Raw genomic sequence first — 24524 nt, 5'->3', positions numbered from 1 at the left:
GGGAGCGCTCCCATCACGAGCGTCGCCCGCACCTCTCCAGAGGAGCCCAGACGTGAAACGACGCAGAACCGCCCTGTTGGCCCTGGCGGCCCTCGCGGGGACGGCACTTGTCGGCCTCCCCGCATCCGGAGCCGCCGCCGAGGAGGTCGAACAGCTCAAGAACGGCACCTTCGACTCCACCACCGCGCCCTGGTGGACGACCAGCAACGTCACCGCGGAAGTGTCCGACGGACAGCTCTGCGCGGACGTGCCCGGCGGCACCGCCAACCGCTGGGACGCGGCCGTCGGCCAGAACGACGTGACCCTGGTGAAGGGGGAGTCGTACAAGTTCTCCTTCACCGCGAAGGGTTCGCCCGAGGGGCACGTCGTGCGCGCGATCGTGGGGCTGCAAGTGGCGCCCTACGACACCTGGTTCGAGGTGAGCCCGCAGCTGAGCGTGTCCGGGAACTCCTACTCCTACACGTTCACCTCGCCCGTCGACACGGCACAGGGCCAGGTCGGCTTCCAACTCGGCGGCGGCACCGACCCGTTCCGCTTCTGCATGGACGACGCCTCCCTGCTGGGCGGGGTCCCGCCCGAGGTGTACGTGCCCGACACCGGACCGCGCGTGCGGGTCAACCAGGTCGCCTATCTGCCCGCCGGGCCGAAGAACGCCACCCTGGTCACCGACGCCATGACCAAGCTGCCCTGGCAGCTCAAGAACGCCTCCGGCGCCGTCGTCGCCCACGGCTCGACCGTGCCGCGCGGTGTCGACGCCTCCTCCGGGCAGAACGTCCACTCGATCGACTTCAGCGCCTACCGCAGGAAGGGCACCGGGTTCACCCTGGTCGCCGACGGCGAGACCAGCCGGCCCTTCGACATCGGCGCCGCGGCCTACGAGCAGCTCCGCCTGGACGCGGCCAAGTACTACTACACCCAGCGCAGCGGCATCGCGATCCGCGACGACCTGCGCCCGGGCTACGGCCGCGCCGCCGGTCACGTGAACGCGGCTCCCAGCCAGGGCGACAAGAACGTGCCCTGCCAGCCCGGTGTGTGCGACTACACCCTCGACGTCACCGGTGGCTGGTACGACGCCGGCGACCACGGCAAGTACGTCGTCAACGGCGGCATCTCCACCTGGGAGCTGCTCAGCACGTACGAGCGTGAACTGCTCGCCCGCACCGGGGAACCGGGGAAGCTCGGTGACGGCAGCCTCGCCATCCCCGAGAGCGGCAACAAAATCCCGGACATCCTCGACGAGGCCCGCTGGGAGCTGGAGTTCCTCCTGAAGATGCAGGTGCCGGACGGGAAGCCGCTGGCCGGGATGGCCCACCACAAGATCCACGACGAGCAGTGGACCGGCCTGCCGCTGCTGCCGAGCGACGACCCGCAGAAGCGTGAACTGCACCCACCGTCCACCGCGGCGACCCTGAACCTCGCCGCGGCGGCCGCCCAGGCGGCCCGCCTGTACAAGCCGTACGACAAGGCTTTCGCGGCCAGGGCCCTGACGGCCGCCCGCAAGGCCTGGGCCGCCGCGCTCGCCCACCCCGACCTGTACGCCTCGGAGAGCGACGGCACCGGCGGCGGCACCTACGCCGACAACAACGTCACCGACGAGTTCTACTGGGCGGCGGCCGAGCTGTACCTCACCACGGGTGAGAAGACCTTCCAGGACCACGTCCTCGCCTCACCCGTCCACACCGCCGACATCTTCGTCCCCGTCGGCTACGACTGGGCCCGTACGGCCGCCGCGGCCCGGCTGGACCTGGCGACCGTGCCCAGCAAGCTGCCCGGCCGCGACAAGGTCCGCCAGTCGGTCGTCAAGGGCGCCGACGGCTACCTGGCCACCCTGAAGGCCCACCCGTACGGCCTGCCGTACGCCCCGGAGGGCAACCTCTACGACTGGGGCTCCAACCACCAGATCCTGCACAACGGCATCGTCATCGCCACCGCCTACGACATCACCGGCGCCTCGAAGTACCGGGACGGCGCCCTTCAGGGCATCGACTACATCTTCGGCCGCAACGCCCTCAACATGTCGTATGTGACCGGCTACGGCGAGGTCAACTCCCACAACCAGCACGCCCGTTGGTACGCCCACCAGCTCGACCCGAACATGCCGAACCCGCCGAAGGGCACCCTCGCCGGCGGGCCGAACTCGGGCATCCAGGACCCCTACGCACAGAGCAAACTCCAGGGCTGTGTCGGCCAGTTCTGCTACATCGACGACATCCAGTCCTGGTCGACCAACGAGCACACCATCAACTGGAACTCGGCCCTGACCCGGATGGCGTCCTTCGTGGCGGATCAAGGCTGACCTTCGGATGCTCCACCAGCTCACCGGGCCGCTCGTGCGCGGTGAGCTGGTGGAGCCGGGCCTGATCGAGCGGCTGGTGCACCTCGACGTACTCACCGTGCGGCAGCCGCTTGATCACACCCGTCTCCCGGCCGTGCAACACCAGTTCCCGGTCGCGGAGTTGGAGCCCCAGGCAGATCCGCCGGGTGACGACGAAGACGACCGCGGGGACGACGAACATCCCGATCCGTACGGCCCAGGTGACCGTGTTGATGGACAGGTGCAGCCGGGTCGCCACGATGTCGTTGCCGCCGCCCGCCAGCAGGATCAGGTACAGGCTGATCCAGGACGCGCCGATCGCGGTGCGCAGAGGCTTGTTGCGCGGGCGGTCCAGCAGGTGGTGCTCCCGCCGGTCCTTGGTGAACCGGGCCTCCAGGAACGGGTAGACGCCGATGAAGACCAGCAGCAGCGGGAAGACCACGACCGGGATCAGGACCCCGAGGATCAGCGTGTGGCCCCAGAGGGTCACCTCCCAGCCCGGCATCACCCGCACCAGGCCCTCCGCGAAGCCCAGGTACCAGTCCGGCTGGGCGCCCGTGGAGACCTGGTCGGCGCGGTAAGGGCCGTAGGACCACACGGGGTTGACGGACGCCACGGCCGCGATGAGGGTGAGCGCCCCGAAGACCAGGAAGAAGAAACCGCCCGCCTTCGCCAGGTACACCGGGAAGAACGGGGTGCCGACCACGTTGCGTTCGGTCTTCCCGGGGCCCGCGAACTGGGTGTGCTTGTGGTACACGACCAGGATCAGGTGGGCCAGCACGAGGGCCGCCATGATGCCGGGGATCACCAGGATGTGCAGCGAGTAGAAGCGGGCCACGATGTCATGGCCGGGGAACTCGCCGCCGAACAGGAACAGCGCGAGATACGTCCCGACGATCGGCACCGACAGGGTGGCGCCGTAGACGAACCTGAGGCCCGTGCCCGACAGCAGGTCGTCCGGCAGCGAGTAGCCGAAGAGGCCCTCGAACAGGCCGAGGAACAGCAGCAGCCAGCCGAACACCCAGTTGACCTCACGCGGTTTGCGGAACGAGCCGGTGAAGAAGTGCCGCATCATGTGCGTGAGCATCGCGGCGACGAAGATCAGCGCCGACCAGTGGTGCAGCTGGCGGATCAGCAGTCCGCCGCGCACGTCGAAGCTGATGTCCAGGGTCGAGGCGTACGCCTCCGACATGCGCACGCCGTTCAGGGGCGTGTAACTGCCGTGGTACGTCACCTCGTTCATCGACGGATGGAAGAACAGGGTGAGCCACACCCCGGTCAGGATCAGCACGACGAAGCTGTATAGACAGATCTCGCCGAGCAGGAAGGACCAGTGGTCCGGGAAGACCTTGCGCAGGTACTTCGCGCCGAGGGTGCGGGTGCCGAGCCGGCCGTCGAGCCAGCCGGACAGCCGCTCGCCCCTGCCCGGCTCCGCCCGCTGTTCCCTGGTGGTCAACGAGGGTGTCATGCCTCCTCCTTGTCGACGTGCGTGAGCTTGTCCGGGTTGGTGACGACGAAGAGGTTCGCGACCCGGTCGCCCTCCGGGGTGAGGTCCAGGACGATCACCGCGTACGGCGAGTCGTGGGAGAACAGCACGGCGGCGTCGTCGCCGTTGACCCGCCGGTGGCGCAGCTCCAGGTCCAGGTGGGCGCCGCCCCGCCTGGCGTACCCGGTGAGGAGCCGGGCGGCCTTGTCGCGCCCGTGCACCGGCCGCAGGGCCTGCTTGCGCATGCCGCCGCCGTCGGTCCACACCGTCACGTCCGGGGCGAGGATCTCCATCAGCTCCGCGATGTCCCCGCCGACGGCGGCCCGCACGAACCGCTCGGTCGCCTCCCGGCGCACCCGCGGATGCGCCTCGTACAGCGGCCGGCGAGCCTGCACGTGGTCCCGCGCGCGATGCGCCAACTGCCGTACGGCGGCCGGTTTCCGGTCGATGATCTCCGCGATCTCGGTGTGGGCGTACCCGAACACCTCGTGGAGCACGAACACCGCGCGCTCCAGCGGGGACAGCGACTCCAGGACCACCAGCATCGCCAGCGACACGGACTCGGTCCGCAGCGCCGGGTCGTCCGCGCCCGGCTCCTCGGTGACCAGGGGCTCGGGCAGCCACGAGCCGACGTACGTCTCGCGGCGGCGGTCGACCACGGCCCGCCGCTTCAGGGCGTGGTTGACGGCGATCCGGACCAGGTAGGCACGCGGGTTGTCGACTCCGCCGGTGCCCCGGCGCGACCACGACAGCCAGGTGTCCTGGAGGACGTCCTCGGTGTCGGTGACGCTGCTCAGCATGTTGTAGACGACGCCGAACAGCAGTTCACGGTGCTCGACGAAGACGCCGGTCGGGTCTTCGGTGCCGACGGGCACGGGGATCTCGGTCATCGGGTGGGCCTCCCAGTGGCGCGCTCACTCCTGCGAGGGCTTCCGGGGCCCGGAATGTGACATGGAGGGGGCGGAGTGTGACTCACGCCTCATCCGCGGCCGCCGGGGTATCGACCTCGCGGTACCGCCGCAATACGACTCTGAGCTGGGAGTATTTACGGTGGAGTACCCCGCGCGGTACCGTGAGGGCATGCCTGCTCTCAATGTGGAGTTCAGCGATCGCGAGCTGGAGGACCTGCGGCAGATCGCCAAGGAGCGCGGTACGTCGATGAAGGCCCTCGTGCGGGAGGCCGCCGCCGCGGACATCGCGCGGCACCGGGCCCTCCAGGAAGGCGCGGAGGCCTTCCGCCGGTTCTTCTCCGCCTACGCCGACGAGTTCGCCGCCGCCTTCCCCGAGGACGAACCGGCGGGCAAGGGCGCGGGGCGGGTCGCCTGACCGATGGCTTCCGTCGTCCACATCGACGTGCCCTGGCTGCTCCAGCGGCACGAAGAGGTCCTGCCCGAACAGCCCACGATCAACGACTTCTCGGCGCTCGTCGCCGCCGTCGCCCGGCACCGGGTCGATCCGCCGCGTCTCGGCGTGGACTCCGACCCGGCCTGGCGAGCCGCCGCCCTGCTGCACACCCTGGCCCTGCTCAAGCCCTTACCGTCCGCCAACGCCCGCTTCGCCTGCGCCACCGCCGTGGCCTACATGTTCGTCAGCGGTGTGGGCATCGATCCGCCCTACGGCGCCTTGGTCGACCTCGCCCGCGACCTGATCTCCGGCAAGACCGACGTGTACGGCGCGGCGGACCGACTGCGCTCCTGGCAGATCTGAGGCTCTCAGGGGGGCGCTGGGGCAGGGTCCGTGCGAAGCCATGGGGAACGACCCGGGTGCCGTGGACGTGGGGAAGGGGACCCGGGTCGAGCCGCTCCCGCCCGGTCCCCCCGCCCCGGGGCCGCCGACCGAGGGCGGGAGGAACGGGGTCGGCGGCCGGGGTTTGGCGCGGGAGAGCCGCCGTTCCGCGCGGGGCCTCCGAGAAGGGCCGGTACCCAGTGCACTACCGCCCGCCGCACTCCGGGAGCGTGCGCGGCGCTCCGGCGCGTGCGCGGGGTTCACACGGGGCGCATGGAATGTCGAAAGCCAGTGTGGGAAGGCGCAGTTGCGGCGGCCTCCGACTGACTTTCCATTGACGTGGATGTTGCCCAGGTGCCTTGTTGGCCGTGAGTGACTTGTGCAAGGGTGAACCACCTGAGTGGGGGGCAGGGCCGGGTCGTATTCGTCTCGTGGGGAACCGGGTCGAAGAGGCGTCGGCGAATTCGTGCTTCCCACACCGCGCCCAAAAGGGATGCCCCGTCCGGCACTTCTTTTCGGCAAGGAGAACTTCTGTGAGTCCCATGCCCCTGGGAAGGAATCCGCTCAGTGCCCACCCCCCACCCCCCGCTTCCGCCTTACCCGCCGCCGGGCGGCGCGTCCGGAGAATCCGACGAGGATCTCGCAGCCCGGCTCAGGGGGCGTCCCGACGGTGAGGCCGCCCAGTCCGTCGCCCTGCTCATGGCCCGCCACTGGAAACCGGCCCACGAATACGCGGTGATCTGTCTGGCGTCCCCGTCCGAGACCGCCTCCATGGTGGCCGCGGCCGCCTTCCACCAGGTCCTGGACCGTCTCGCACTCGGCGAACCGGCCCTCGCCCTGCGCCCGAGAACCCTCGTGGCCGTGCGGGACACGGTCAAGGAGTGGACGGCGCAGGACCGAATAACGGGTGTGCTGCCGGACTTGGTGAAACCGAACGGCGGCCGCGGGATGCGGGCCGCCAAGTCGATGACCCCGGAAAACCGCAAGCTCGCCGAGCGGTCATTCCAGTCCCTTCCCGGACTCGCCCGCTGCTTGCTGTGGCACACCGAGGTCGAGGCCGACTCGATTGCGGTGCCCGCCGCACTCCTCGGCATGGACACCGACACCGCGTCGGCAGCGCTCGAACAGGCGCGTGAAAAATTCCGGGAAGGATGTGTACATGCCCATCGGGAACTCGCGCCGACCAAGGATTGCCGCTTCTACAACCGTCTCCTCGATGTTCCGATTCGACGCGGCGGCGCCCTGCTGCCGGATGTCGAGCAGCATCTCTCGGAGTGCCCCTACTGCCGTTCCGCCGCGGAACAACTGAGCCATTTCGAGGGCGGTCTCGGTGTCCTCCTCGCGGAGGCGGTGCTCGGCTGGGGTGCCCGGCGCTATCTCGAACTGCGCGCCGGGCGTACGCCCCAGGACTCGGCCCGCGGCCGGGGAAGCGGCCGGCACGGCGCGGAACGCCGCCGCATCCTGGCGCGCATCCCGACGCCGGGCCGCCGGCCCCCCGGCACCGGCAGCGGTCTGCGCTCCTCGCGCACGGTGCTCACCGGGGTGGGCCTGACCTCCGCCGGGATCCTCGCGGCGATGCTCGCCACCGGCCTGTGGTCGCACGACGACGGCGCCGACCCGGCCGCCTCGACCAGCGCCACCGGCAACGACACCGTGCCGAGCGCGAGCCCCCGCACCCCGGGCCCCGCCCAGCTGCCCACCGCGCCGGCCGTGACCCGGCTGCGCAACGCCGCCTCCGACCTCTGCCTCGACATCCGGGGCACGGTGAAGGAGGGCGCCGGCACCGAACTGGCGGCCTGCTCCACCGATGTGACCCAGCAGTGGTCCTACGAGGCCGACGGGCTGCTGCGCAGCGAGGCCAACCCGGAGCTGTGCCTGGACTCGCACGTGGACGCGGGTGTGGTCATCCTCGGCGAGTGCGCCGAGGACAAGGCGAAGCGGGCCCAGGACGTGCGCTACGACCTCACCGTGCAGGGGGAGTTGATCCCCCGCTGGGACGAGCAGCTGGCCCTCGCCGCCACCACCGGGGAGGCGGGCGCGGACATCGTCGTCAAGGTCCGCGACGGCTCGAAGGAGCAGCGCTGGCTGACCGACCCGTCCTCGGTCGCGAGCCCCGGATCGCTGTCGGTCACCGGGAGCGGGGCCCCGCAGGCCCGGCCGGCGACGCTCAGGAACCGGGTGTAGCGGCGGGCCGGCCACGAACCGGGCACGACAGGGAGGTCTCCGTCCGCGGCGGCCTCCCCTCGGGCGGAGACCTCCCCCTCAGGCGGACACCTCCCCTCAGGCGGGGTCCTCCACGAGGTCCTCGGGGCCGATCGTGGCCGGTGTCGCGTGGCCCGACAGGGCGAGGGTGAGGTCCAGTTCGGCGAGCAGACAGCGGATCACGTGCTCGACGCCCGGTTGTCCGTCGAGCCCGAGACCGTAGACGTACGGCCGCCCGAGCAGCACCGCGCGGGCGCCGAGGGCGAGGGCTTTGAAGACGTCGTCGCCGGTGCGGACTCCGCTGTCGAAGAGCACCGTCAGCCGGTCACCCACGGCCTCCACCACCCGGGGCAGCGCATCGGCCGCCGCGATGGACCCGGCCACCTGCCGGCCGCCGTGGTTGGAGACCACGACCCCGTCCATCCCGGCGTCGGCGGCGAGGCGGGCGTCGTCCGGGTGCAGGATGCCCTTGAGCACGATCGGGCCGTCCCAGTGCTCCCTGATCAACGCCAGGTCGGGCCAGGTCTTGCCCGGGTCCGCGAACATGCCGACGAAGTGCAGCACGGCCGCGTTGGGGTCCTCGTGCACCGGCTTGGCCAGACCCGCCCGGAAGGCCGGGTCGGAGAAGTAGTTGGCGGTGCCCACGCCGTGCAGGAACGGAAGGTACGCCTGGTCGAGATCGCGTGGCCGCCAGGACAGCAGCGGGGTGTCCAGGGTGACGACCAGGGCGGTGAACCCGGCGGCCCTGGCCCGGCCGAGGAAGCTGAGGGCGACCTCCGGGTCCTTCGGCCAGTACAGCTGGAACCAGCGCTCGGCGTCCCCCATCGCCTCGGCGACCTCCTCCATCGGTGTGCTGGAGGCCGACGAGAGGATGTACGGCACGCCCTGGGCCGCGGCGGCGCGGGCGGCGGCGGACTCCGCCTCGGGGTGCATGATCGACAGCACGCCGACCGGCGCCAGGGCCAGCGGTGCGGGCAGGGTACGGCCCAACACCTCGACGGACAGGTCGCGTTCGTGCACGTCCCGCAGCATGCGCGGGACGATCCGACGCCGTCGGAGAGCCGCCCGGTTCGCCCGCGCGGTACTGCCGTCCCCCGCGCTGCCCGCCACATAGCCCACCGGCCCGGGGCCCAGCCGCTGTTCGGTGAGTTCTTCGAGGCGGGTCAGGTCCGTGGGCAGCCGGGGCACCGCGCCGGACATCCCGTTCAGGTAGATCTCGTACTGGAAGTCCGCCCAGTGCTTGGCCATCGGTCCCTGCCGCCTCTCCTCGTCGAGTGCGCCGACGATATCCGGGGCCGGCCGCCGCCCGGGGAGCGGTGGCCGCTCGGGCCGCGACAGCCGCTCAGGAGGCGGTCGTGCCGAGCTCCGCGAGGACGCGGGCCAGTTCGCGGGGCTGGGAGAACATCGGCCAGTGCCCGGTGTCCATCTCGACCAGTTCCCAGCTGTCGTTCTTCAGCAGCTCGGCCACGACCGGCATCGGTTCCTCGCCGTCGAGCAGGCACTTGACGTAGGTGGCCGGGAGCTCGTCCAACGGGCCGGTGAGGACGGCGGGTTCGGTGAGGGTGGCGCCGGGGTGCGGGGACGCACGGGTGATGAGCCGGGATATCTGCGCGTCCGTAAGACCCTGGTCGGCGTAGTGCTCCGGACCCACCGGGAGCCAGAAGCCGCCGCTCTCCTCGATGGTCCTGCGGACGTCGTCGCTGGGCCAGCCGTCCAGGAAGGACTCCCCGTCGACGGGGACGCTCGCGTCGACGAACACCACGCGCCGCAGCCTGTCACCGATCAGCTGGGCCGCCTGTCCGACCGGGACGCCCGAGTAGCTGTGCCCGACCAGCACCACCTCCCGCAGATCCAGCCGCTCGACCTCGTCGACGATGTCCCGCACATGAGTCCGCTGTCCCGCCGGGACACCCTGCTTCTCCGCGAGGCCCGACAAGGTCAGCGGATGCGGTGCGTGCCCGGCCGCGCGCAGCTCCGCCGCGACCTCGTCCCACGCCGACGCCCCTAGCCTCGCGCCCGCCACCAGTACGTAGTTGGTCATGAGCCGCAATGTAGCCGAGGGCACTGACCATGCTGCCTGCCGTCGGGTCCGGTCACCGGGTGGCAGGAGCGGGCCGTTTCATCCGCTCTCGGTGCTCCCGTCGGCGGAGTCGCCCGCCTCGTCGGCATCCGGCCCCTGGGCCCGCACCCGTTGGACGTGCTCCAGGGACTCCCGCAGTTCGGCCAGCCAGTCGTCGGTGTGGCGCTGCACCAGCCGGACGCACCAGGCGAGCGCGTCGCTGCGGCTGCGGGCGACCCCGCCGGCGATGAGGGTGTCCAGGACCTGGCGCTCGGGCTGCCGCAGCCGGGTCATGACGGGGGCCGCCACATGCGTGAACAGGGCGCGCTCGCCGTCGCACTCCACGCCCCACGACACCTTGCGGCGGAAGGCGTGCTCGGCCTCGCGGGCGACCTCCACGCGCTCCTCGCGGGTGCGCTCCCGGAACTCCTGGATCCGGCCCTGCACGGCGGCCTCGCGCTCGGCGGCCGAGACGCCCTCGGTGAGCCGCGGTCCGGGGATGCGGCCGATCACGGTGATCTCCTCGCGGTCGACGGTCACCTCGACCAGCGCCTCGAAGAGATCGTCGGGCAGACGGCCGGTGAACCAGCCGCGCAGCTTCTCTCGCTGTTCTGGAGTAATTATGTAATGACGATTACTCCAGTGTTCCATGAACGCAAGGGGTCTCGGCGGGGTGCGCCGAGAGCGGAAGCGGAATGTTTCAGGCCTATTGCGGAGGCGGGGTAAACAGGCCATCCGGCCGGAACGAGTGATCGAGATCCGTGCGGTTGAGGGGCTCGACTGTTCGGATGATGTGACTTCGCGCCACTGATTCAACACGCAAGGTTACTGAAAACTGTGGGGCTGATGTGAAGTTCGGGCCAGGACTCGGCAGACTCGCGCTCGCCGCTCCGGCACCGACCGAGTCGGACGGCGACACCCTCGAATCCAGCGGAAGGATGCACACAATGCGGAACACCGCGCGCTGGGCAGCGACCCTCGGCCTCACGGCCACCGCCGTCTGCGGACCCCTCACCGGGGCCGCGCTCGCCGAGCCGGCCGCCGCCCCCCAGAGCCTCTACGCCCCCTCGGCTCTCGTGCTCACCCTCGGCCACGGCGACAGCGCCGCCACCGTCACCCCGGAACGGGCCGTGACCCTCACCTGCGCCCCGAGGCCCTCGGGCACCCACCCGGCCGCGAGCCCGGCCTGCGCCGAACTGCGGGCCACCGACGGGGACTTCGACGCCCTGGGGGCCGGCTCCGACGTCCAGTGCACCCGGGAGTACAACCCCGTCGTGGTCACGGTCGACGGCGTCTGGCGGGGCAAGCGCGTCTCCTACGAGCGGACCTTCGCCAACGAGTGCGTGAAGAACTCCTTCGGGACGAGCGTCTTCGCGTTCTGAGAGACCGGGATCGTGGGGTGCCGTGACCTGCCCGAGGGGCCCGCAACAGGGGAGTGCTACCCCTCTCCTCACGGAACCCGGCGATCCCGCTTCGAGGGCCGGCGGACGGAGTGGGGCCGTCCGCCGGCCCCTCGGTCACTGCGCCCGGGGGATCGCCGGCAGCGGCGTGACGCGGGCCCACAGGCCCGTGGCGCGCAGCAGCCGGTGCAGCCGGGGATCGTCGGTGACCACGCGCAGGCGTCCGCCGTGTTCCCTGGCCCGGGAGTCGGCGCGGCAGAGCACGCGCAGCCCCGAGCAGTCGAAGAACTCCACGTCCCGCAGGTCGACCAGCACATCGGGCCGGGCGGTCGCGGTCGCCGCGTCGAGGTGCTCGGCGAGGAAGCCCGCCGTCGCGAGGTCGAGTTCGCCGGCCGCCGCCACGACCGTGAAGCCGCCGTCCACCCGGGTGCGGGCATACGGGTTCGCCGCGGGCGGTTCGGGAGCGTGGTCGTCGGACTCCGGCGTCATGGCCGCTCCACCTCGGCGAGGGACGCGTTCGGGCTCCGTAGTTACCCCGGAGCGGCCGGGACCATCCATCCCCTGAGGGTCCGCAAGAGCTGGTTCACTCGACCCGGTGAATCTCCGGCAACCGCATTGACTTTCTGTCTATAGGCGCTTGCGTTCCCGATGGCTGGTGTCGCACCAGGGGTAGCGCTTGCTGCGCCGGCATGTGCACAGGGCCACCCGGAAGCGGTCGGAGGCGACCGTGCTGCCGTCCTCCAACTCCACCTCCACGGGGCCCTCCACCAGCAGCGGGCCCCGGTGCTGGATCCGGACGCGGCACGGACGCTCGTCGTCAGACGGGGAGTTCGGCACGGACGACCACCAGCTCTTCCTTCTCCTCGGCGGCGTCGCCGGCGTCCGCGGACAGCAGGCCGCGTTCCCGCAGCCAGTCCACCCGCTCCCGCAACACCGGTCCGAAAGCGATCCTGTGACGGCGGGTCACCGCGGCCTTGAGGCCCGCCCCGCGCAGATGCCGTACGGTCCGCCCGGGATCGCTCAGCGCGGAGTGCACGATCAGCAGCACTCCGCCGGGCCGCAGCAGCCCGGGTGCCTCCCGGCAGACCCGGTCCAGCACGGAGCGCCCGTCGTGGCCCGCGTCCCAGGCCCGTGCCCGTCCGCGCGGCGGCCGTCCGTCCCGCACGGGGGCGGGGACGTACGGCGGGTTGGTCAGGATGAGGTCGAACGACTGGTGCCGTACGGGCGTGAAGAGGTTCCCGCGGTGGACCCGGACCGATGCCCCGGTCAGCCAGGCGTTCGCCTTGGCGGTGCACACGGCACGCCAGGACACGTCCACCGCGGTCACCCGGCTGCCCCGGTGTGCGGCCTGGAGCGCCAGTGCGCCGGTCCCGGTGCCCACGTCCAGGACATGGGCACCGGGGTGCAGCGGTTCCTCGGACAGAGCCCCTGCCAGGAGCGCGGTGTCCTCCTGCGGTGTGTAGACACCGGGGAGGGCCAAAGGCGGTATCAGTGATCTCACGTCGGCCAAGTACCCCGGCATTCAGGAAATATGGGAGATTTCGGAAGCCTGGCGGGTGCGCAGGGACGAACGCCCGGCGCGCCAGTCGTCGAGCAGACGCTCCCCGAGGCGGTCCTCGACGAATCCGGTGGCGTCGATGCCGAAGGCGACGTCGGCGGCGAGATGCGGTTCCTCGGCCAGCAGACCGCCGATGACGTCGTGGCGCACGACCTGCTCGTGGACCGCGTCCGCCTCGACGTGCTCGTCGTAGAAGTGCTCGGCGGCCGGTCCCGCGCCCGTGCGGCGCATGGCGTCGGCCAGGCGCCGGGAGCCGGGGGAGGAGGTGATCTCGACCGCCGCGAAGTGACCCACCAGCGCCCCGCGCAGGCTGCGGTGCAGGCCCAGCAGCGACATGAGGTTCACCGTCGCGAGCATCTCCGCGCAGGCGTCGTCCAGATAGTGCCCGTACGTCGTGTCCAGGTCCAGGTCCGTCATCAGGTCGGCGAAGAGGCGGGCGTGGACGCGCTCGGGGCGGCCGCCGCCGAACTCGTCGAACTCCACCGCCGCCATCCCCGCCTTGGCCCGGCCCCACAGCCGCGGCAGCACCCACGCGTGCGGGTCGGCCTCCTTGAGGTGGTACAGCGAGCGCTGGGCCGCGTACTCGCGGACCTGCCACAGCTCGCCCTCCTTGCTCAGGAAGTGACTGACCCCCGTGCCCTCGACCGGTTCCACGAGCAGGTCGGCGACCGCGTCCTCGACGCTGTCGTGCGCCGGGGTGTCGGTGCGCAGCGCGGACAGGAAACGGTGCTCCAGGGCCGCGCGGGTGCGCAGCAGGTCCGGGTCCCACTCCCGCTCGGCCGGGACGCCCGCGAAGCCGCGGTAGTGCAGTTCGTAGCAGAGGTACAGGGCGAGCTGGAGGTCGTCGCCGTACACGTCCGCGCCCGCGACGGACTCGTGGCGGGGCAGCGCTCCGGTGCCGAGCAGATACTCCCCGACGGCCACGGAGACCGGGCCCCGGGCCGACGGCAGTGCTGGTTCCTGGTGAGGATCGTGTGGCATGCGCGCCGAGTACCCGAGACCGGGTGTGTCACCCGCCCGCCTGGATCCGCCCCTCGGGGGTACTCCGAGGCGGCATGAAGGCACTCGTGCTCAACTGCACCCTGAAGAGGTCGCCCGACCCGTCCAACACCGAGGCGCTGGCGGGCGTGGTCGTCGAACAGTTGGAGAAGGACGGCGTGGACGTGGAGGTCGTACGCGCCGTCGACCTGACCATCGAGCCGGGCGTGGTCAGCGAACCCGTGCGGGAGGGTGACGCCTGGCCGCTCGTGCACGCCAAGCTGCTGGACGCGCAGATCCTGGTCGTCGCCTCGCCGACCTGGCTCGGCCGGCCTTCCTCCGTGGCCCAGCGGGTGCTGGAGCGGATGGACGCGATGCTCTCCGAGACCGACGACGAGGGCCGCCCGGTCGCCTACAACCGGGTCGCGGGGGTGGTCGTCACCGGCAACGAGGACGGGGCGCACCATGTGATCAGCGAGATCTCGGGGGCGCTCGCCGACATCGGCTACACCGTGCCCGGCCAGGCGTGGACGTACTGGCACCTCGGTCCGGGGCCGGGCCCCGACTACCTGGACGACGAACGCGGCCGCGCCTGGTCGCACCGGACGGGCCGGGCCATGGCCGCCAACCTGTACGGCGTGGCGAGCGCGCTGGCAGCGCGCCCGCTGGGCGCGCCGCCGGAGTAGGTCACTCGCCCTCGGACTCCTCCTGCGCGCGGGTGTTGGGGGTGAGGGCGTCCCCGGCCTCGCCCCGGTGCCCGCGCTTGCCGTCGGACTCGCGGGTGCGCTTCTCGGCGTCCTCGACCTCGCGGACGACCTCGTCGAGGGCGGTGTCCGGCTTCTGCCTCTTCTCGGACACGGGTGTCTCCTTCCTGTCGGTTTCCGTTCAGCGGGTGGCGGCCGCGATGCGCAGCGGCACCGGGTCCGGGGCAGCGGGCTCCTCGTTGCGGCGGGCGATCTCGGCCCACCAGGACGGGCCGTCCTCGATGTGTCGCAGCAGCACCCCCTCACGGATCGCCCAGGGGCAGATCGTGACGGTCTCCAGGCCGGTGAGCTTCATCGCCGTGTGCCCGATCACCGCGCCCGCCAGGCTCTGGAGGGCTCGTGGGGCGGAGATGCCGGGCAGTTCGGCCCGCTGCGAGGAGGGCAGCGCGGCCAGAGCGGCCACGGCCTCGCGCAGGTCGGAGCGGCGCAACTGACGTTCCACGAACGGGCCGTGGCGTCCCGCCGGAGCCCCGCACAGCCGTCCCAGCTGCTGGAAGGTCCGTGAGGTGGCCACCGCGGTGCGCGGGCCCTCCCAACGGATCCGCGCCGCCACGTCCCGCAGCTGATGGCGGACCTTGCGGCGCAGCGCCCGCACCAGCTCGGCGGGCGGCGGGTCCTGGCCCTCGAAGAACTCATGGGTCAGCCGTCCCGCGCCCAGCGGCAGCGAGGCCACGAAGTCCGGCATCCGGCCGCGCCCGAAGGCGACCTCGAACGAGCCGCCGCCGATGTCCATCAGGGCGAGCGGCCCGGCCCGCCAGCCCATCCAGCGCCGCGCCCCGAGGAAGGTGAGTTCGGCCTCCACCTCGCCGGGCAGGGTGTACAGCCCGACGCCGGTGCGCTGCCGTACCGTACGCAGCACCTCCTGACGGTTGGGCGCCGCCCGCACGACGGCGGTCGCGAAGGCCAGCGGCCCGGCCGCGCCCCATCTCGCCGCGGTCCGGTCCGCCTCCTCGACCGCCTTCACCAGCCGTTCCACGGCCTCCTGCGGCACCGGCCCGCCCGGCCGCACGTCGTCGGACAGCCTGAGCCGCCACTTCGCCGTGTGCACCGGAAGCGGCACGCCGTCCTGGGCGTCCGCCACCACCAGACGGACCGTATTGGAACCCACATCCACCACGCTTATTCGCATGGCCCTGTGGGTACCCATCCCGAGCCTCCTCCAACGCTCGGCGGCCATTCCGGCGTCGCTGTGAGCCACAGGGGCCCTACGGTGCGTGCGCCGGCCCGGTCGACCGCCACGGCAACGGGAAGGGCCGCCGTCTCCCTGCTGACGGCGGCCCTTCGTGCGGCTCCGTGCGGAGCGACTACTTGTGCAGGCGGCTACATGTGCACGACGGGAGCGGCGCTCGCGTCCTGCTCCGGCACTCCCCGCCGGAAGAGCAGGAAGGCGATCACCGCACCGGCGGCGAACAGACCCGCCGACCACCAGAAGGCGGTGGTGTAGCTCTCGATCGTGGCGTGGGCCTGGACCAGCTTGTTCCTCGGGTCCTTGCCGACGAGGTAGTCGGTGGCGGCGCTCGCGGCCAGCGTGTTCAGCAGCGCCGTGCCGATCGAACCGCCCACCTGCTGCATGGCGTTGACCGTGGCGGAGGCGACTCCCGCGTCCTCGGCCGCGACCCCGCCGGTGGCCAGCTGCATGGCGGGCGGCATGACCAGACCGAGGCCGAAACCGGTGACGATCAGCTGCGGCAGCACGGCGGACGCATAGCTGGAGCCGACACCGATGCCGGTGAGCCAGGCCATGCCGACCGCGGCGATCGCGAAGCCGAGCGGGATGATCGCCTTGGGGCCGATCCGGGGGACCAGCTTGGTGGTGCTGACCTGGGCCGCGACCATCAGCGCGGCCACCATCGGCAGGAACGCCACGCCGGTCTTGGTGGGGCTGAAGCCCAGGTTCAGCTGGAGGTAGTACGTGAGGAAGAGGAAGACACCGAACATGCCGCCGCCGGAGATCAGCACGGCCAGGAAGGAGGCGGCGCGGTTGCGGTCGAGCAGGATGCGCAGCGGCAGCAGCGGATGCGCGGCGCGGGTCTGCCACCAGGCGAAGGCGGTCAGCAGCACCCCGCCCGCGATCAGGAAGCCCCAGGTCTCGGGCGAGTTCCAGTCGTGCGTCTCGGCGTTGGAGAAGCCGTAGACCAGGGAGAACAGTCCGGCCGCGACCAGCAGGGTGCCGGGGACGTCGAGCTTGGAGTTGGCGGCGTCCCGGTGGTTGTGCAGCAGGATCCAGCCGCCCGCGAAGGCGAACACGGCGATGACGACGTTGACGTAGAGCGTCCAGCGCCAGTCCAGGGCATCGGTCAGCAGGCCGCCGAGCAGCAGGCCCACGGCACCGCCGGCGCCGGCGATGGCGCCGTAGACGCTGAACGCCTTGGCCTTCTCGCGGGCGTCGGTGAACGTCGTGTTGAGCAGGGAGAGCGCGGCCGGCGCCAGGAGTGCGCCGAAGGCACCCTGGAGGGCACGGGCGGTGACCAGCATCTCGAAGTTGGTGGCGGCGCCGCCGAGCGCGGAGACGGCGGCGAAGCCGGCGACTCCGACGAGGAACGCCGTCTTGCGGCCGAAGAGGTCGGCGATCCGGCCGCCGAGCAGCAGGAGCGAGGCGAACGCGAGCGCGTAGGCGGTGACGATCCACTGCCGGTTGCCGTCGGAGAAGCCGAGGTCGGCCTGGGCCGAGGGCAGCGCGATGTTCACGATGGTCGCGTCGAGGACCACCATCAGCTGGGCGAGGGCGATGACGGCGAGAATCCACCACCGCTTGGCCGAGGCTTCGGGCTGCGCGTCGACGGCGCTCTCCCTGCTGCTCTCGGTCAGGGTCTTCTCGGACATGGGACAGCACTCCAGGGAAGGTCGACGGGGCGTTACCGATCCGTAAACGAAACGGTTTCGTACACATCGAGATTAGTCCAGTCTCAGCGAAACGGCAACGTTTCGCTGGGGGTGACGGCGGTCACGCGTATTCCTTGACCGGCATATAACTGGCGAGGCATATTGGACACATGTCCGACCCCGCGCTCTGGACCGCCCTCGCCGACCCCCACCGGCGGGCCATCGTCGCGCTGCTCCTGGAGCGGCCCCGGCCCGTCGGGGAGATCGTGGAGGCCTGCGGACTGAGCCAGCCGAGCACCTCCAAGCATCTGAAGGTGCTCAGGGAGGCGGGTCTGGTCCGGGTGCGCCAGGAAGCGCAACGGCGTGTCTACGCCCTGGACCCGGCCCCCATCGCCCGACTGGACATCTGGCTCGCCCCCTACCGCGAGCTCTGGAACCGCAGCCTGGACGCGCTCGGCAGCCGTCTGGACGAGACGGCGCCGGACACCCCCGAGGACCCCGCCCCGAAGGACTGATCCACCATGGCCGCAGACCTCACCGGCAGCTACCTGACCCTGGACGACGGCCGCCCCGCCGTCCGCTTCAGCCGCACCTACGACCACCCCGCCGACCGCGTCTGGCGGTTCGTGACCGACGCCGACGAACTCGCCCACTGGTTCCCGTCCCGCGCCGAGATCGAGCTGCGTCCCGGCGGCACCATCCGCTTCAGCGGCGACCCGCACATGCCGGACTCCACCGGCCGCGTCCTCGCCGTCGACGAGCCCCGGCACCTCTCCTTCGAGTGGGGCGGCGACGAACTCCACTTCGACCTGGAGGAACTCGACGAGAAGCGGACCCGCTTCACGCTCACCAACGTCCTCGTCGCAGCCGACACCGCCGCCCGCAACGGCGCCGGCTGGGAGGTCTGCCTGGCCGCCCTCGACGCCCACGCCCGCGGCGAACACCCCGGGAACCGGCCGTGGAAGGACCTCTACGAGGCGTACGTCGACGCCGGGGTCCCCTCCGGCGCCCCGGTGCCCGGGACGGACTGAGCCCTCAGGCCATCTGCCGCCGCACCAGCTCGTGCAGACGACCGCCCGTGTCCGCGAGCAGCTGCGCGGGCGGGCCCTGCTGGGCGACCTTGCCGTTCTCCATCACGATCACACGGTCCGCGTCCAGCACCGTGGACAGCCGGTGGGCGATGACGATCCGGGTCGCGTTGAGGGCCTTCGTGGACTCGATGACCGTGCGCTGGGTGTCGTTGTCCAGGGCGCTGGTCGCCTCGTCGAAGAAGAGGATCCGGGGCCGCCGGATCAACGCCTGGGCGATCATGAGCCGTTGGCGCTGGCCGCCGGAGATCGCCCCGCTGCCCGAGACGATGGTGTGCAGCCCCATCGGCATCCGCTGGATGTCCTCCGCGAGCCCCGCCATCGCGGCCGCCGCCATCGCCTCCTCCGGCGTGTACGGCTCGGTGCCGCAGATGACGTCCAGGATCGACCCGGTGAACGGCTGGGCGTGCTGGAGGACGACCCCGCACTGCCGGCGCACCGCCGACTGGTCGAGGGCGGCCAGGTCCTGGCCGTCGTACAGGACACTCCCGGACAGCGGGCGGTCGAAGCCGATCAGCAGCCGGAGCAGGGTCGACTTGCCGCAGCCGCTCGGGCCGACGACCGCCACGAACTCGCCCGGCCGGATCTCGAAGGACACGTCGTCGAGGATCAGCGGGCCGTCGTCGGAGTAGCGGAAGGAGAGCCGGCGGGCCTCCAGCGCCCCGGTGAGCGGACCCGGCCGGGTGCTCGCGGTGCGCACCTCCGGCTGCGCCTCCAGGACCGGCTTGATCTCCTCGAACAGCGGGAGCGCGGCCACCGCCGAGACGAAGGCGCCGGTGAGCGAGGTGACCGCGGTCAGCAGCATGGTCACCGAGGTGTTGAAGGTGAGGAACGCGGCCGCCGACATCGAGCCCCGTGCCGGGCCCGCCAGCAGCATGAACATCAGCAGGGTGCACAGCGGCAGATACACCGAACCCAGCACCGTGGTCAGGTTCTTGATCCGGCCGACCTTCTGCTGGAGCTCACGGCTGCGGGCGAACTCCGAGGCCCAGGCGGCGTAGGCGTAGTTCTCGGCCGCCGCCACCCGGAGCTTGGGCAGCCCCCGCAGGGTCTGGAAGGCCTGGTTGTTGAGCTTGTTGCCGAGCACGACCAACCGCCGCTGCCAGCGCACCTGCCACAGCCCGAGACCGAGGAAGCCGGCCGCGATCACGACGAGCATGGCGATCGCTGCCATCGCCATCGGCACGCTGTACCAGAACAGCAGGCCCAGATTCATGGCGCCGACCGTCACCGACTGGGCGACCGTGGGGCCGATGCCCGCCATCATCCGGCGGATCGAGCTGATTCCCATGGCCTGACTGGCCAGTTCACCGGTCGAGCGCTCGGTGAAGAACTTCGTCGGCAGCCGCAGCAGCCGGTCCCAGACGGCCGGCTGGAGGGTCGCCTCGATACGGCCCTCCAGGCGGAGCATGGTGAGGTTCTGGAGCAGCATGAAGGCCGCCGTCACCACACCGCTGACCATCACGGCCAGACACACCTGCACGATCAGCCCGGTCTGCGCCTTCGGCACGAACTCGCCGAGCACCTTGCCGGTGGCGATCGGGACCAGCGCGCCGATCGCCACCGTCACCAGACCGCTGAGCAGCAGGTTCGTCACATCGCCGCCGGTGCCGCGCATGCTGAACCGCACCAGCCCGAGCGGGCTGAGCTTCCGGTCGGGCAGCGGGCGGTAGAACATCACCGCGCGCGGCTCGAACTCCTCGGCGTTGTCCTTCTCGATCGGCGTCTCACGCCCGGTCGCCGGATGCACGGCCACATAGCCGCCGCGCCGCCACAGCAGCGCCACCGGCGCACCCGACAGAGCCCGGTGACCCACCAGCGGACCCACGTCGTCCCGCCACCAACTGCCGTCCAGGCGCACGGATCTGATGCGGACGCGGGAGGCGAGAGCGATCCGCTCGACCGGGTCGAGACGGTCGCTCTCGGTGCCGCTGTGGCCGTTCTCGGCGAGGGTGATCCCGGCCGCGTCGGCGACCAGCCTGCACGCCGCGTAACTCGCGTCCGCGTCGGCGGCCGTCGCCCGCCGCTTGGACCGGCCGATGGACGCCAGCAGGGTCCGGTCGGCCTGCGCGCGAACCGCCTCACCGGCCTTGATGCCGGCGGCCGTCCGAGTCTCGTGGGTGCGCTCCAACTGCTCGATCCAGCGGTCCAGCGTGGTCAGCAGCCGGTACTGCTGGTCGACCATGGACTGCCACACCGCCGGGTCCATCAGCAGGTCGGCCGCCGCGTCGGCGCCGTAGAGCGAGCCGTACTGAACACTGCCCGGCGGGACCTGCATCCAGAACACGTCGTCGTCGGTCGGGGCGGCGGCCCGCTCGTCGGCCAGCGGCGCCTGGAAGAGGATGGACAGGCTCCGGCCGACGCCGAGCGCGAGGGCGTACTCCAGCGGGCTCGTCGTCGGGGGCACGTACTGGGGGTTGCCGTACTCGTCGTACGACCAGGTCTGGGTGTGTGCCGGTTCGTACAGCTCGCGCAGGCCGATGCGGTGCACCACGCAGTCCCGCAGCGGGCGCGCGACCAGGGTGTGCTGCGGGCCCGCCACCGGCCCGAGCAGCAGCGCGCCCGGCTCCAGACGGCCCAGGTGGTGCCAATGGCCCTGCTGTTCGGCGTCCACCGCGAACAGGTCCACCGCGCCCGACACGACCAGCCACAGCACCTGCGGGCCCTCGAGATCGATACGGCTGAAGCCGGCGCAGTCGATGCGCGTGCCCATCCGGCCGAGGGCGCCGAGGACCACGTCCCCTTCGTGTGCGGTCGTCATCTCACCGTTCCTTGACCAGCGCCGCGTACGCGCCGCCGCGCGCCACCAGCTCCTCGTGCCGCCCGCGCTCCACGATCGTGCCGTGCTGGAGCACGACGATCTCGTCGCTGTCGCGCACGGTGCTGAGCCGGTGCGCGATCACCACACAGGCGCAGCCGCGCCGACGCAGGTTGTCCATGACTACCAGCTCGGTCTCCGCGTCCAGCGCGCTGGTCACCTCGTCGAGGACCAGGATGCTGGGCCGGCGCACCAACGCCCGCGCGATCTCCAGGCGTTGGCGCTGACCGCCGGAGAAGTTGCGCCCGTCCTGCTCGACCCTGCTGTGGATGCCCCCGGGCCGCCGCACGACCACGTCGTACAGGGCCGCGTCCCTGAGCGCGTCCACCACGGCGTCGTCCGGGATCGACGGGTCCCACAGCGCCACGTTGTCGCGCACCGACCCCTCGAAGAGAAACACGTCCTGGTCGACGAAGGACACCGAGGAGGCGAGCGCGCCGCGCGGGATGTCGTCCAGGCGCTGCCCGTCGATGCGGATCACGCCCTCCCAGGGCGCGTACAGGCCGGAGATCAGCCGCGACACGGTCGACTTGCCGCTGCCCGAGCCGCCCACCAGGGCCACCTGCTGTCCCGGACCGACGGTCAGGTCGAACCCGGTCAGCAGCGGCTTGTCGAGCGGGTTGTAGCCGAAGGTGATGTTCTGGAGCTCGACGTGACCGTGCAGGCGGCGCGTCGACTCGCCGGCGCCGGGGCGGCCGTAGAGCGGGTCGGCCTTGAAGTTCTCCACGTCCTTCAGCCGGGCCACGTCCGCCGCGAAGTCCTGGATGCGGCCCGCCACGCCGTTCAGGCGGGTGATCGGCGCGGTGAACCGCGTGACCAGGGCCTGGAAGGCGACCAGCAGACCGACCGAGATACCGCCCTCCACGGCCCTCATGCCCCCGATCCACAGGATGAGCGCGCTGTTGAAGGTGGCCAGCATCGGCGCCACCACCCCCAGCCAGGCGCTCGGCACCCCGAGCTTCTGCTGCTCCTCCAGGGTCGTGGCGTGCTGTCCGGCCCACTTGCGGAAGTAGCCGTCCTCGCCGCCCGTCGCCTTCATCGTCTCGATCAACTGGAGCCCGGTGTAGGCGGTGTTGGTGAGCCGGGCGCTGTCGGCACGCAGCTTGGCGGTACGCGTGGCCCGCAGCCGGATCACGATCCGCATCGCCACCACGTTCAGCAGGGCCACGCCGATGCCGACGAAGGTGAGCTGCGGATCGTAGGTGTACAGGAGGACCGCGTACAGGACGACGACCACCGCGTCCACGCCCGCCGCCGCGAGGTCGCGGGCCAGGGTCTCGGCCACCTGGTCGTTGGACTGGAGCCGCTGCACCAGGTCGGCGGGGCTGCGCTGGGAGAAGAACGTCACCGGCAGGCGCAGCAGGTGGCGCAGGAAGCGGGCGCTGGACAGGGTCGAGGAGATGATCCGGCCGTGCAGCAGGTTCGCCTGCTGGAGCCAGGTCAGGGCGAGGGTGAGGGACACGCAGGCACCCATCGACGCGAACAGCGTGCCGAGCAGCGAGGTCTGCCCGCCGATCAGGAACAGGTCGATGTAGGTGCGGGAGAGCGCGGGGGTGGCGGCGCCGACGAGGACCAGCAGCAGGCTCGCGAGGACCGCGGCCGGCATGGTGCCCGCGGTACCGCGCAGCCGGGCCGGCATCGCGCCCAGCACACCGGGCTTGCGACCGCCCTTGGTGAAGCCCTCGCCGGGCTCCATCACCAGGACGACACCGGTGAAGCTGCCGTCGAAGTCCTCCATGGGGACGAAACGACGGCCCTTGCCGGGGTCGTTGATGTACACCCCGCGGCGGCCGAACCGGCGGCCCATGCCGTCGTAGACGACGTAGTGGTTGAACTCCCAGAACAGCACGGCCGGGGTCTTCACCTCGGCGAGGGCGGCCGTGTCCATCTGCATGCCCTTGGCCGTCAGACCGTAACTGCGGGCCGCCTTGAGGAGGTTGCTGGCGCGCGAGCCGTCCCGGGAGACTCCGCAGGCGATCCGCAGCTCCTCCAGCGGGACGTGCCTGCCGTAGTGGCCGAGGACCATCGCGAGGGAGGCGGCACCGCACTCCACGGCCTCCATCTGGAGAACGGTGGGTGTACGGACCGTCTTCGACTTCCCCGTGGGGACCGGGCGTTTGGGCGGGGCGGAGCGGCGCCTGCCGCGGGTCTCCTGTGCGGTGCTCACGGCAGCAGCCAATCGACGGGGCGCTGATCGGCCAGCCGGATCGAACCCGAGGCCACGGTCATCGAGGTGAGGGCGAAGGGGGGACCGTCCGCGGACGACCACCGGTAACCGCTCTTCGTGCCCTTCGACTTGTCCAGCTTCACCAGGACCGCGACGGGGCGGCCGTCCTTGGTGAACTGCTCGCCGAGCTGGCTGTCCCCGAGGAACGCGGCGATCTGCTGCGCCGACTGGGCCGAGCGGTCCACCGACTTCACATGGCCGCGCAGCACGCCGTACTCCTGGGTGGGCACCGAGGACACGGTCAGGTCCACGGCCGCGTCCTCGGGTATGGAGGCCGCGTTCTCCGTGGGCACGTACACGGTGGCGTACATCGGATCGTCGGCGTGGGCGACCTTCTCCACGGCGGCGACGTTCGCGCCGGTCGAGATGATCTGCCCGATGGTGGCCGCGAGCGCGGTGATCCGGCCGGCGGCGACCGTGCGCACGACGGTGTCCCCGTCGGCGGTACGGACCTTGAGCACCGGGGAGTTCGCGGGCAGCCGGACGCCCTCCTCGGCGATCACCTGGGTGACCTGCCCGGCGACGGGGCTCTGGAGGATGTAACTGCCCTGCCCGTGGGTGAGGATGGCGGGTGCGCTCACCGTGGAGGCGACCGAGCCGGTCACCGCCCACACGGATGCGGCGGCGATCACCACCACCGTCACGGCCATCACGAGCCAGCCCTGCGGACGGGCGAAACGCACCGGAAGGTCGAGTTCCTCCGGCGACTGGAGCTTGGCGAGGGCCTGTTGGCGGAACTGCACGCGACTATCCCTCACCTCGAGATGGCGAGCACCCGAAAGTCCCGGAACCGCCGGTTTGCGGTCCGGGACGGGTCGACCACAAGAGTGTGATCAGATCGCAGGAAGTGCGATCAGAGGCCGGCGACCAGGCCGGTGACCGGGGCGGTGTTCAGGCCGGTCACACCCTCGACGGTGCTGACGGCCGTGTTGACCAGGCCGGAAACCGGGGCGACGCCGTCCACCAGGCCGGTGACGGTGCCGAGGGCGTTCAGCTGCAGGCCGCCGGAGACGTTGTCGAGGTCCGCGTCGGAGATCTCGACGGTCTCAACCTGGGGGGTGGAGTTCATGATGGAACTTCCC

24 protein-coding genes are annotated in these 24524 nt (G+C 71.3%); 8 read left to right on the top strand and 16 right to left on the bottom strand.

Going from position 1 to position 24524, the window contains the following annotated elements; all coding sequences use genetic code 11:
* Positions 1-52: 52 nt before the first annotated feature.
* Positions 53-2296, top strand: a complete 2244-nt coding sequence (locus AQJ54_RS21960; protein ID WP_062239963.1) for a glycoside hydrolase family 9 protein — start codon at positions 53-55, stop codon at positions 2294-2296.
* Here AQJ54_RS21960 and qcrB read toward each other — a convergent pair.
* A complete protein-coding gene (qcrB, locus tag AQJ54_RS21955) occupies positions 2241-3782 on the bottom strand; it encodes a cytochrome bc1 complex cytochrome b subunit (protein ID WP_248845406.1) in 1542 nt (513 codons plus the stop codon). The two genes, AQJ54_RS21960 and qcrB, sit on opposite strands and share 56 nt — an antisense overlap.
* Positions 3779-4690 carry an RNA polymerase sigma factor SigJ gene (gene sigJ, locus AQJ54_RS21950; protein ID WP_062239960.1) on the bottom strand — a complete coding sequence of 304 codons (912 nt, stop codon included), beginning with the start codon at positions 4688-4690 and terminating at the stop codon, positions 3779-3781. The genes qcrB and sigJ overlap by 4 nt, the downstream gene beginning before the upstream one ends.
* 190 nt (positions 4691-4880) lie before the next feature.
* On the opposite strand from sigJ, the gene AQJ54_RS21945 reads away from it, so the two are divergent.
* From AQJ54_RS21945 to AQJ54_RS21935, 3 genes are all read left to right on the top strand, one after another.
* Positions 4881-5126, top strand: coding sequence for a hypothetical protein (locus tag AQJ54_RS21945; RefSeq protein WP_062240506.1), 246 nt, complete (start codon positions 4881-4883; stop codon positions 5124-5126).
* Between the two features lie 3 nt (positions 5127-5129).
* Positions 5130-5507 carry a hypothetical protein gene (locus AQJ54_RS21940; protein ID WP_020134791.1) on the top strand — a complete coding sequence of 126 codons (378 nt, stop codon included), beginning with the start codon at positions 5130-5132 and terminating at the stop codon, positions 5505-5507.
* A 585-nt stretch (positions 5508-6092) separates the two neighbouring features.
* On the top strand, positions 6093-7709 hold the full coding sequence (locus AQJ54_RS21935; RefSeq protein ID WP_062239957.1) for an RICIN domain-containing protein: 1617 nt from the start codon (positions 6093-6095) through the stop codon (positions 7707-7709).
* Positions 7710-7805: 96 nt separating this feature from the next.
* Here AQJ54_RS21935 and AQJ54_RS21930 read toward each other — a convergent pair whose 3' ends face one another.
* From AQJ54_RS21930 to AQJ54_RS21920, 3 genes are all read right to left on the bottom strand, one after another.
* Positions 7806-8975 carry a lactate 2-monooxygenase gene (locus AQJ54_RS21930; protein WP_062239954.1) on the bottom strand — a complete coding sequence of 390 codons (1170 nt, stop codon included), beginning with the start codon at positions 8973-8975 and terminating at the stop codon, positions 7806-7808.
* Positions 8976-9069: 94 nt separating this feature from the next.
* Entirely contained in the window at positions 9070-9768 is a 699-nt protein-coding gene (locus AQJ54_RS21925) for an alpha/beta fold hydrolase (protein WP_062239951.1), read from the bottom strand.
* A gap of 78 nt (positions 9769-9846) precedes the next feature.
* A complete protein-coding gene (locus tag AQJ54_RS21920) occupies positions 9847-10410 on the bottom strand; it encodes a hypothetical protein (RefSeq protein WP_062240504.1) in 564 nt (187 codons plus the stop codon).
* Positions 10411-10733: 323 nt separating this feature from the next.
* Here AQJ54_RS21920 and AQJ54_RS21915 point away from each other — a divergent pair, with 323 nt between their 5' ends.
* Positions 10734-11168 (top strand): protease inhibitor, encoded by a 435-nt coding sequence (locus tag AQJ54_RS21915; RefSeq protein ID WP_062239949.1) that lies wholly within the window; start codon positions 10734-10736, stop codon positions 11166-11168.
* 135 nt (positions 11169-11303) lie between these two features.
* Here the strand turns inward: AQJ54_RS21915 and AQJ54_RS21910 are convergent, their stop codons facing one another.
* From AQJ54_RS21910 to AQJ54_RS21895, 4 genes are all read right to left on the bottom strand, one after another.
* Complete coding sequence (locus tag AQJ54_RS21910; protein WP_062239946.1) at positions 11304-11675, bottom strand: STAS domain-containing protein; 372 nt, start codon at positions 11673-11675, stop codon at positions 11304-11306.
* Positions 11676-11813: 138 nt separating this feature from the next.
* The gene (locus AQJ54_RS21905; RefSeq protein ID WP_062239943.1) at positions 11814-12023 is read right to left on the bottom strand and encodes a CDGSH iron-sulfur domain-containing protein; all 210 of its coding nucleotides are present in this window, start codon (positions 12021-12023) and stop codon (positions 11814-11816) included.
* Complete coding sequence (locus AQJ54_RS21900; protein WP_062239941.1) at positions 12004-12708, bottom strand: HemK2/MTQ2 family protein methyltransferase; 705 nt, start codon at positions 12706-12708, stop codon at positions 12004-12006. Before AQJ54_RS21900 ends, AQJ54_RS21905 begins: the two co-directional genes overlap by 20 nt.
* Entirely contained in the window at positions 12709-13725 is a 1017-nt protein-coding gene (locus tag AQJ54_RS21895; RefSeq protein ID WP_062239938.1) for an iron-containing redox enzyme family protein, read from the bottom strand.
* Between the two features lie 74 nt (positions 13726-13799).
* On the opposite strand from AQJ54_RS21895, the gene AQJ54_RS21890 reads away from it, so the two are divergent.
* Positions 13800-14408 carry a flavodoxin family protein gene (locus AQJ54_RS21890; protein WP_062239936.1) on the top strand — a complete coding sequence of 203 codons (609 nt, stop codon included), beginning with the start codon at positions 13800-13802 and terminating at the stop codon, positions 14406-14408.
* Position 14409: 1 nt separating this feature from the next.
* Here AQJ54_RS21890 and AQJ54_RS46165 read toward each other — a convergent pair whose 3' ends face one another.
* The 3 genes from AQJ54_RS46165 to AQJ54_RS21880 form a co-directional block, all read right to left on the bottom strand.
* Positions 14410-14580, bottom strand: coding sequence for a hypothetical protein (locus AQJ54_RS46165; RefSeq protein ID WP_169808243.1), 171 nt, complete (start codon positions 14578-14580; stop codon positions 14410-14412).
* 27 nt (positions 14581-14607) lie between these two features.
* Entirely contained in the window at positions 14608-15615 is a 1008-nt protein-coding gene (locus tag AQJ54_RS21885; protein WP_062240503.1) for a Ppx/GppA family phosphatase, read from the bottom strand.
* A gap of 191 nt (positions 15616-15806) precedes the next feature.
* Positions 15807-17309 carry an MFS transporter gene (locus AQJ54_RS21880; protein WP_062239934.1) on the bottom strand — a complete coding sequence of 501 codons (1503 nt, stop codon included), beginning with the start codon at positions 17307-17309 and terminating at the stop codon, positions 15807-15809.
* A 170-nt stretch (positions 17310-17479) separates the two neighbouring features.
* Here AQJ54_RS21880 and AQJ54_RS21875 point away from each other — a divergent pair, with 170 nt between their 5' ends.
* Positions 17480-17824 (top strand): ArsR/SmtB family transcription factor, encoded by a 345-nt coding sequence (locus tag AQJ54_RS21875; protein WP_062239931.1) that lies wholly within the window; start codon positions 17480-17482, stop codon positions 17822-17824.
* A 6-nt stretch (positions 17825-17830) separates the two neighbouring features.
* Entirely contained in the window at positions 17831-18340 is a 510-nt protein-coding gene (locus tag AQJ54_RS21870) for an SRPBCC family protein (protein ID WP_062020335.1), read from the top strand.
* Positions 18341-18344: 4 nt separating this feature from the next.
* Here AQJ54_RS21870 and AQJ54_RS21865 read toward each other — a convergent pair whose 3' ends face one another.
* The 4 genes from AQJ54_RS21865 to AQJ54_RS21850 form a co-directional block, all read right to left on the bottom strand.
* Complete coding sequence (locus AQJ54_RS21865; RefSeq protein WP_062239928.1) at positions 18345-21158, bottom strand: NHLP bacteriocin export ABC transporter permease/ATPase subunit; 2814 nt, start codon at positions 21156-21158, stop codon at positions 18345-18347.
* A gap of 1 nt (position 21159) precedes the next feature.
* Complete coding sequence (locus AQJ54_RS21860) at positions 21160-23382, bottom strand: NHLP family bacteriocin export ABC transporter peptidase/permease/ATPase subunit (RefSeq protein ID WP_062239925.1); 2223 nt, start codon at positions 23380-23382, stop codon at positions 21160-21162.
* Complete coding sequence (locus AQJ54_RS21855) at positions 23379-24185, bottom strand: HlyD family efflux transporter periplasmic adaptor subunit (protein ID WP_062239922.1); 807 nt, start codon at positions 24183-24185, stop codon at positions 23379-23381. The genes AQJ54_RS21860 and AQJ54_RS21855 overlap by 4 nt, the downstream gene beginning before the upstream one ends.
* A 110-nt stretch (positions 24186-24295) precedes the next feature.
* Positions 24296-24511: a hypothetical protein gene (locus AQJ54_RS21850; protein ID WP_062239920.1), complete on the bottom strand. Its 216-nt coding sequence runs from the start codon at positions 24509-24511 to the stop codon at positions 24296-24298.
* Positions 24512-24524: the final 13 nt, after the last annotated feature.

This window comes from Streptomyces griseorubiginosus, from assembly GCF_001514195.1.
Lineage (GTDB): Bacteria > Actinomycetota > Actinomycetes > Streptomycetales > Streptomycetaceae > Streptomyces > Streptomyces griseorubiginosus.
This window is presented reverse-complemented; position numbering and strand designations above follow the sequence as displayed.